Here is an 8,728-nt window from a genome sequence, read left to right as displayed (position 1 = left end):
AATAGGGGAGGTTTTTGTTATAATGAAATCTCCAGGTTGCCCCGAAGACCTCTAATTGCTTTGACGAGGTTTTTGATGCTTTCTGGCTTTCAAACTATTCTTTTATCTAGGTTCGGTGCTGTGAGGGCGTCGGGCCGCTTGCGCTGCCTCTTTCCTCACCGCGCTTTACTACTGTAACAACCCCCAAAAAGTTTGTCAAGCTTTTTCGGGAAATTTTTTGAAAAATTTTTCGGAAATCCTGAATCGACCTGCCGGTAAGGGTTTGAGCTAGATTGGATCGTGCGGGCAACCGTTGGGGCCGGCCCCCGTGCCACTGGTGTCTGGTAGAGACGCGACTCGGCTTTCTACAACTGCGCGGTAAAAACCGGCACTGCCCGCTCCCGCCGCACGCCTCTTATATCATCTCCGGTCAACTGTCCCGATTAATTTTTCTGTCGATCTTCCTCTTTCCACCGGCTTCTTGGCCTTGTTGGCCTGTACCTTGCGGGAAGCCGCCGCGTCCTGTGGCGGTTCATTATTAAGTTTAAGCTGACACCAATGGCCACCCACGGAGACTGGCCCCACTTGGGGCAACCCCACCCCCAACCCCCTCCGTAAATTTGGGACTGGGGGGATTGACCCCCTATCAAGACACCAACAGTCTCAGGAATTTGCCACCCCACCTCTTCGATCCACCGGCCACTAGAACCCGCTGGCCCCAGAATCCACCACCCAGACGCGCCGCCCCAGCTTGACCGCAACTCAGCAGGCCCAATGTATCCCACCGGCAGCCGGCAACCCCCCGTTTCATTGACCCAGGCCCAGGGCCAGCTCGCAATCTGCTGGAATCCTCCCCGATATCCGCAAAATCAGAGCCTTTAAAATTCGCGCTGTAGCGAACGAAAGCGGAGTGCTGTGTGTGATTCTACCTTCCAGCAGAGGCATGGGAAACACCGGCACGAGCCATAAATCAGGACTCTGGCAGCGATGAGAGCGGTGCGGGAGGCGCGAATTCTGGTGGTTCCCACTCTCCGCCTCTAGATACCGGCTGCTTCCCAAACTTTGAAAACCAGCTTATTTCTGGCAAAGAGATCAGGCCGTTTGCGGTGCCGGCGAACACCCAGACATCCCTCCCCGCTGCCAACCTTCCATTTCCACCAACTCCACACAAACAGAATTGAGAAATTCTCTATCCACCTCCTCTGGCAGGTTAGACGCCACACTTTTGATTTCCTCAAAAAGAGAATCAGCCATCTCTTTGACTTCCTGATAACCAACATCCCCGTTTCTGATGGCCAGCAGAAAGCCCGCATCACCGGCTTTCTTCCGGCTGACATTGAGCACCCCATCTCTCAGGATCTCTATCCCCATACACAGCAGCCGAATGCAATGCGACATGTGCTTGGCGTCATAGCCGCATTTCTTCTCCAACGCCTTCCTCTCTGGATTTCTTCCCAGCTTCCACTTGCAGTAAGCATCCCATTCATTGAGCGCCTGCCGGTAGCCTTGCGAGACGTGCAGCAGATGGATAAAGTCATTCGTAGCTCTCGTATATTCTTTAACCCTTGGCAAAACTTCTTCTGCCAGGGAGTGCTGCTTGAGAATTGCCTTATAGTCAATCTTTTCCAGAAGCAAATCTCTCAGCTGCTGCGCCGGCTCCAAAAACTCGATGCAGTCCCGGACTAGCATGTAAAGGAATTCTAGAAAAGCATTCATCTCAGCCTTAGTTAAAGGCTTGTAATTATCGTCATTTAGTCCAAAGTCCTGGGGAACAGGTTTTCTTTCAGGGGGGTGCAGCAGCCATTTCCGGTGAGTTTCAACCCGCTTGATTTGCGCGTAAGCGTAACCGGCAAAAGACCCCCTGACTTTTTGAGACAGGAAAGCGGAACGGTAAGAGAGCAGCTTTTCACCCACAGGAGATATGTGGGCGTAGAACTCCCTGTCCATCCAAAGCGTTTCTAGAATGTTTGGATTGTTGTTAAAAACCAGCGACAAAAACTTCCTTAACTCATAGACTGTACAGTCTTTCACCCCATCCAGCATCGGGTAAAGCCCCGTTCCTGGTTCTGTGTCCCAGCCGCTATCTTTCTGCTCAAACGTCTTGAACCCCAAGTAATAATCTTTAGGCGCGATAAAAACCCCCTTATAGTCAAAGTCCGACTCCGGTCTAGAAGTCCCATAGGCGTGACTCCCTGTAAGGGCAAGTAAAATTAATCTGGACTCTACGGCGATTCTCTCCATCAATCATCCTCCTGTCGCGGTCGGTACAGCCGGCTTGCCACCCAAGCAGCCGGCAAGAAGGCAGCGCCACCCACCAGCTCGCCCCTAATACTACAAGCATAAGACAAAATGCCGGCAGCAGCAACCGCGCCCCGTGACCCTTGCTTCCAGGGTGCCGCAGCAACCCCTCTTATTTAATCCGTTTAATCAGGAAACAAAAATCAGCCCGCGCAGGCTGGCTTTGTCTTTATAGAGGAACAATTCATTCTGCCGCCACATTCCATGTTTTATAAGTATACAGCCGGATATAATATCACTAGGTTCCCCACCGGCAGTTTTGCGCGGATGGCGAGCAACAGTGGGAGCGAGAAGGGGATTTTTAATGCGAGAAGCCCTAATAACTCAAGTTGCTACCTACAAGCCATGAGCTTTTTGAGCTGCCCAAACGAGGCGGGCTTTTGTGCCACCGGCACGAGAAAAGGGGGGGCTTTTCCGGTTCCCCTCGTTACCCTCGTTCCCAGCCTCAGGCTGGGAACGCCGTTTTGGAGGCAGAGCCTTCAAAAGTTGCAACTTGGGTTAATACTCCCATCAGTAGCATAAAACTGCTGGAGTTGCACCAGGATGATTGAAACTGTTTTCTCGACCTCGAAAATCCCCTCTTCCTCCCCCTCCCCGCGTGCGGGGAGGGGGTTGGGGGTGGGGTTCTTCATGCCACCGGCAGCAGAAAACTACTCCCCTTTCCCTCCCGCATAGACTTCAGGGTTGACACAATAAGGCAAGCGATCTCCTTTAAGTCCAGCAGCCAAGTTAGAAGCAGCGATCATAGCCATTTGCAAGCGAGTTTGGCGCGACGCACTGCCAATGTGGGGGCTGACAATCAGGTTCTTCAGTGTCAGCAAGGGGCTGTTCAAAGGAATGGGTTCTGGTTCAGTTACATCCAGTGCGGCACCGGCAATTTTCCCACCACTCAGCGCCCGGTAAAGTGCGTCTGGATCTACTACAGCTCCCCGTGCCGTATTAATCAGGATAGCCTCAGGCTTCATCAACTCAAACTGCCGGTCGCTGAATAGGTGATAAGTATCCTCAGAAAGGGAAGTGTGAATCGTGACAAAATCAGATTCCCCCAGCAAAACATCGAATTCTGCCGGTTCAGCACCAATAGATTGTTCCAGTGCGGGGTCGCGCCGGTGCCTGCTAAAATACAGAACCCGCATGTTAAAACCTGCTCCGCGACGGGCAACAGCCTGACCAATGCGTCCAAACCCGACAATCCCCAGTGTGGCACCGGCAATCGAAGAACCCAGCAATAAATCGGGCTCCCAAGTCTGCCAAGAACCGGCGCGAGTAAACCTATCCGCCTCCACCACCCGCCGCGCAGCTGCCATTAGCAACGCCCAGGCAAAATCAGCTGTCGCATCAGTTAGAACATCAGGAGTGTTCCCAACCGGAATTCCCCGTGCGGTAGCCACCGGAATGTCAATATTATCGTAGCCAACCGCCATCTGGCTGATCGCCTTAAGAGACGCCCCCGCCTCTATTAGCTGTCGGTCAATCCGGTCAGTCAGCAAGCAGAGCAAACCATCGATATGTTTGACTTTTTCTAGTAATAATTCGTAAGGGGGCGGCAGGCGCTCTGGCCAGACTTCAACTTCAGCTAGAAAGCGCAACCTATCTAGCCCACCATCAGGAAGGCGGCGAGTAACAAACACTTTGGGTTGAGACATGCTTTTGAGAAAGACTTTGGGGCTAGCCAAAAAATTATTATACCAAATTGAGATAGATATAGCGTTTTTCATATGAGTGAGGTACTGAAAAACCCGGTGAGCGTAGGGGCGGGCCCTTCCGCCCTCTTCCGGGTTTCTGAGGTGTGCTTCATCCAATTGCAAACCGCTATAGTATTTTTTTAGGAGGAATACCCCTCGATCTCCGGTTTGGAAATCCAGGCAACCCCAAGCTAAACTATCAAATTGGAAGAGAGCATTTAGAGTAATATTCACTTAGGTTCGGACAAGCTCGTCGGAATGATCGCCTATCCTACGATATCTGGACGTAGGGCAGGCGTCTCGCCTACCCTAACCTAAATGGCTAGTGCTATATAAATATAGCAGCAGTCATATTGGTTAGTAGAAAAGCAGAACTCAGTAGGGTGCGTTCCGTCAGTTTCCCACCCTGCGAGAGCCCAGCCTATTCCCAGAAAGCCGGTGAGCAGACCTTGGAGGTGACTCGAGCAAAAGCCAAAGCCCGAGTTAGAAGTTAGAAGGATGAAAGCCGAATCAATTCTACCTTCACCCTTGATCTTTCATGTGTCTAAGAAACGGCCAGCTGTTGCACCGGCTCGCCCATCAAACTGGAGAATAGCCCCCTGAGCTGCGCCAACACCTGCTGCTGGTACTCATCCGTCTGCTGAACCTCATACAGACCGCCTTGAACTGCCTCCAGCTTTTGCCGCAGATCGTTGAGCTGGTCTTGTACCGGCTGGAGCATCTCTTGATAGAGATTAACCTTACCCCAGAGTTCAGCTGCTGCTGTTTGCTGCTCAAGCAACTGTTTCTCCAGCTGATCGAGATCGCGCTTCCTCGCCGCCAGCTCCGCCGCCTGACGGGCGATGATCTCCTCCGCTTGCTTAATGCTCAGCCGCATCTGCTCAATTTGCCTTTCCAGCTTTTGCAGCTCCTCTGCCATCTGTTGCCGCTGCCCCTCCATTTGAGCCAGGACAGAGCCAAAATCCAGCTGGCCGTCTTGTCCGCTGCCGGGGGGCTTGCCAAGACGCCGCCACAGCACGGCTTGATGCTGGCTGAGAATATCCTCTCGATCTCGGAGATTGCGGCGCTGTCCCACCAGCGTTTCATTCAGCATTTGATAGCGATCTTGTTCCTCTGCCAGTTGAGCTTCCACCTGCCGGCGGTCGTAATCACTGGCTCGCTGGAGTTTCGCTTGCACCTCATCAAGAGTCTGGCGCTGCATCCCCAGCTCCTCTTCCTGATCCCCCACAAAGCGGCGCACCTTTTCCAAATCCTGCTGCAGTTTCCCCACCAGATCCTGCAGCTCGTCCAAAGGCATCCGCTCGAGCGCTTCCACATCCACTTTCTGGCTGATACTGACCTTATCTGAAGTCTCTGCCAGCCGGTAAACTTGCTGGTGCAGCTCTTCAAATCCCTGCAGGTTCAGCGCTAGCGTCTCAGCATACTCCTGTTTGAGTTTGAGGCTGCTCTGCTGCACCTTCAACTCAGAGCGAGCCTGCTCTAAAGACGACTGGGCTTGCTCCCACTCTTGAGTGCGGTGGTGCTGCTCTTTAGCTTGCCGGTCTGCCTCCTGTTGTACCCGCTCGGCTTCCGCCCGTTTTTGTTCCAGCTGCTGGCAGTGGTGGTTGAGGACAGACTGCTGCTCCCCAACCCTCTCAAATGCCCGATTCAGCATCTCCAGTGCTGGGGAAGTCGGTGCTTGCGCGCAGAGCCGGTCGAGCAATTCCTTAATATAGCTTGCCTGCTGCTCGTCAAGCATCTGCCCCGAGCCCTGCTGCACTTGCTCCTGCAGCTCCTCGAGACGCAGCATCTCAGCTCGCAGGTTTTCCCAGGAGCCCTCCAGTTCCTGACGGTTGCGCTCCAGTTCTTCTCGCAGCCGGTTCGCCTCCTCGCGGCTGCCTTCAATTTCCTGTCGCTGCGCCTCCAGCCGCTCAAATTCTTCCTCCATCTGTTCGAGCTGTTCTTCCCGGGCTTGCAATTCCATCTCCCGGCGATTGAGCTCCTGACTCTGGTAAGTTAGCGACTGCTTCCACTGTTCAATTTCTTCTTCCTGGGTTTTAAACTTGTCCTGCTGGCGGGAGAAACTTTGCAAAATGTTGACCATTTGACGAGCCGTATCCTGGTACACCCGCTGCACTTGTTTGCCAGGCCCCAGGTCCACCAGCACCAGTGCCCCCGGACTGAAGTTGGTCGCTTCCTCCGCTGGAATCACCTCCTCACCCGTCACGGCAAACCAACTCTGCTGTTCTCCCCGCTGACTGGCCAGCAGTTTGAGTTCAGTCTTGCCGCCACCGAGGCCAAAGCCACCTTTCTGTTTTTGTACTTCTGCTAGATACAGCACGCCGATCGTCCTCTTGATATCTCTATGGCCAATTTTTGACTAAACCTTCCCCTAAGGATTTAGTTGATCTCTAAACCCAGCTTAGGAGGACAAAGCCATCCCACCACCTAGCTTCCAGTCTAACCGAGGTGCCCATCGCCAGCTGAGCTCACACTCGTGCCGGCAGGCTCGCCCGAGATTTAGGGGTGCAGCTCTGCGAGGGGGTTGGGGAATTGACATAGCCAGACTTGCCTTTCCAAACCAGTTTACGACACTCGAAAACATCTCACCCCCTGCTGGGGGATTTTCAATGACAGTCCTCGAACCAACGACTCGGATCTCCTACAGCGCCTTAGGGCGCGGGGTGACGCCTCCCGGGAGCATCCCGGTTGTGCAAAGAAGCCCACATCAATGCGACAATAATTTCTGCTGGGGGTAGGAGCAGCGGTTTTTTGGCCAGCTGAATCCCGAAAACGGGATTGAAACCAGCTTCCGACAGCAGAGGGCTCGCCAGACGAGTTTCCTCATCCCACCTGCCGCCCCGCTCGCTCCAGGCAACAAGGCCAAAGAAAACCGGCAAAAGAAGAATTGTTTCTTTTTCGGTTTTCTGTTGTGCTGTTTTTTTTATTTTGCCAGAGAACTGACCCCTTCTTTGAAACTGCCGCCCGGATCGGGGCCGGTGCGGAAAAATTCCCCGTTTACCTGCATAACCTTTGTAGGACAGGCCGGCACTGGCGGGTTGCGGGCGCTCTGCTGAGACAGGGAACCGGCACCAGTATGCTTGGGTTTGGATGACTTACCGGTGCAGTTCTCAAACGTTCGATCATTATAGTTCCTTTTCAGATGGACAATCATAGACTCAGCGATTGGCACCCTACTGAAGGTTTGAGCAACGCTTCTGCTAAACCCCAACTCTGAGGGAAACACAGGCGTTATCTGCCTCGGATCGTACTGCCAGACATCCCCTATCGGGAACATCCCATTTTTGTAATCCCCCTCACCCCCAACCTCTCTCCCACAAGGGGAGAGGGGAGAATTCTTGATTATTTCCCCCCTCTCCCGACCCACAAGTGTTGAATCTTAACAATTCGACCTAAAAAAAGCGCCCAAAACGTGCTATGCTTTGGGCTACGGTCAAATTAATCCTGTTAATAACCTGTGCTCAACTCATTCTCTAAGATTGTCCAAAATCGTTTGGCTTATTTGCCTAAAAATGATTATACTGTCCTTAACACCCGCTTGTTTATGTCCATATGTTTGAGCTATGCAATGAATAAAAAATTGACCAGTATGAGAGATATATTCAAGCGAATAAATGGAACTGGCTATGAGCTAAATATTTCAATTTTTTTTTCAAAGCTAATGCGTCCAGAATTCAAGAGCAATTCCTGAGACTTTGTTGACAATTTAATGAGAAAATTTGCTGTCAAACCCCCCTCAAAAGTATGAGATGTGTCCTATTGATTCAACTGTCATTACTCTAACGAGTAAATTGCTATGGCTGCAAGAATACTACCAAGTCAAGCTTGTTAGCTCCTTAAATTTAACCACAGGAGTTCCAGAAGAAAACGTAATAAATTTTGGATACGACTCTGACTACAGATATGGAAAAGAGATGTTAGCTAGTTTGCCCCCAAACGGCGTAGGGGTAATAGATCGGGGCTTTTCTAGGTTAAAATTTTTACGGCTCGCCCAGCAGTCAAACAAGTATTTTGTCTTGCGCATCCCTAACAACTACAAACTTCAATTTTCTGAAAATAAGGGGCAGTTTCTAGTTGGGACAGGCAAGGACTCAGGAATATATAGAGTTGTTAACTTTTGCGATCTTGAAAAGCGTGCTGAGTATAGATTGGCCACCAATTTGGAGCGGGCCGAAGTCTCCGATGAAGAGCTTATGGAAATCTACAAATATAGGTGGCACGTTGCTATGGAAGTTTCTTAAAATGCACCTTAAGTTGGATAAGCTGATTCCTAAAAATGTAAATGGTATAGCTATACAAATTTATGTTTCGCTGATAGCTTACCTGATATTAAAGATAGTAGATATCCCTAAAGAATGGGGGACTACGCTACTAGATAAATTCCGCTATCTTCAATGTTGTATGTGTCAAGAAATCAGCTATGTCCACTGGATAGAACGACTTCTCTCTGGGTAAGCATTTTTACTCAGAGCAGGATAAATGGAAGCTAAAATGTAAAGTTTTGTGACAGAATTCAACACTTGTGCTCCCGACCTGGGAGCTATCCATTACCCACATCTTTCTTAATGAAGATTTATGTATAGCCCATTTGGAAGTCCATCACCTCTTTGGGGTGGCCAGAGTCCCTCAGTTGCCAAGTAGAGGCAATATCATGGAGTCTACACAGCCCACGCCAAATTGTCTTGACTCCCGGTTCCCCATCACCCTTACGACCCAAAAAGCCTCCAAGTTGCGCAATCATGCGCACGGCTTCTCGCAACGAAGGC

The 8,728-nt window shown here is 51.2% G+C and carries 5 protein-coding genes and 1 pseudogene; 1 reads left to right on the top strand and 5 read right to left on the bottom strand.

Annotated elements, in window-relative coordinates:
- Positions 1–1,071: 1,071 nt before the first annotated feature.
- The 4 genes from OSC10802_RS0120690 to OSC10802_RS50490 all read right to left on the bottom strand — a co-directional run bounded on the left by OSC10802_RS0120690 (position 1,072) and on the right by OSC10802_RS50490 (position 7,329).
- On the bottom strand, positions 1,072–2,220 hold the full coding sequence (locus OSC10802_RS0120690; protein WP_017718679.1) for a nucleotidyltransferase domain-containing protein: 1,149 nt from the start codon (positions 2,218–2,220) through the stop codon (positions 1,072–1,074).
- A 707-nt stretch (positions 2,221–2,927) separates the two neighbouring features.
- Complete coding sequence (locus OSC10802_RS0120680; protein ID WP_232731717.1) at positions 2,928–3,995, bottom strand: 2-hydroxyacid dehydrogenase; 1,068 nt, start codon at positions 3,993–3,995, stop codon at positions 2,928–2,930.
- A 511-nt stretch (positions 3,996–4,506) separates the two neighbouring features.
- Complete coding sequence (gene hmpF / locus OSC10802_RS0120675; protein WP_017718676.1) at positions 4,507–6,282, bottom strand: pilus motility taxis protein HmpF; 1,776 nt, start codon at positions 6,280–6,282, stop codon at positions 4,507–4,509.
- Between the two features lie 603 nt (positions 6,283–6,885).
- Positions 6,886–7,329 (bottom strand): hypothetical protein, encoded by a 444-nt coding sequence (locus tag OSC10802_RS50490; RefSeq protein ID WP_155968142.1) that lies wholly within the window; start codon positions 7,327–7,329, stop codon positions 6,886–6,888.
- Between the two features lie 90 nt (positions 7,330–7,419).
- On the opposite strand from OSC10802_RS50490, the pseudogene OSC10802_RS41050 reads away from it, so the two are divergent.
- Positions 7,420–8,417, top strand: a pseudogene (locus OSC10802_RS41050) (IS4 family transposase).
- A gap of 118 nt (positions 8,418–8,535) precedes the next feature.
- Here the strand turns inward: OSC10802_RS41050 and OSC10802_RS53135 are convergent.
- Positions 8,536–8,728, bottom strand: a 193-nt coding sequence (locus tag OSC10802_RS53135; protein ID WP_304412227.1) for an IS4 family transposase, incomplete at its 5' end; no start/stop codon positions are given.

This window comes from Kamptonema formosum PCC 10802 (assembly GCF_000332335.1).
Taxonomy (GTDB): domain Bacteria; phylum Cyanobacteriota; class Cyanobacteriia; order Cyanobacteriales; family Oscillatoriaceae; genus Oscillatoria.
The sequence above is the reverse complement of the archived record's forward strand: the minus strand, read 5'-3'. Positions and strand labels throughout refer to the sequence as shown.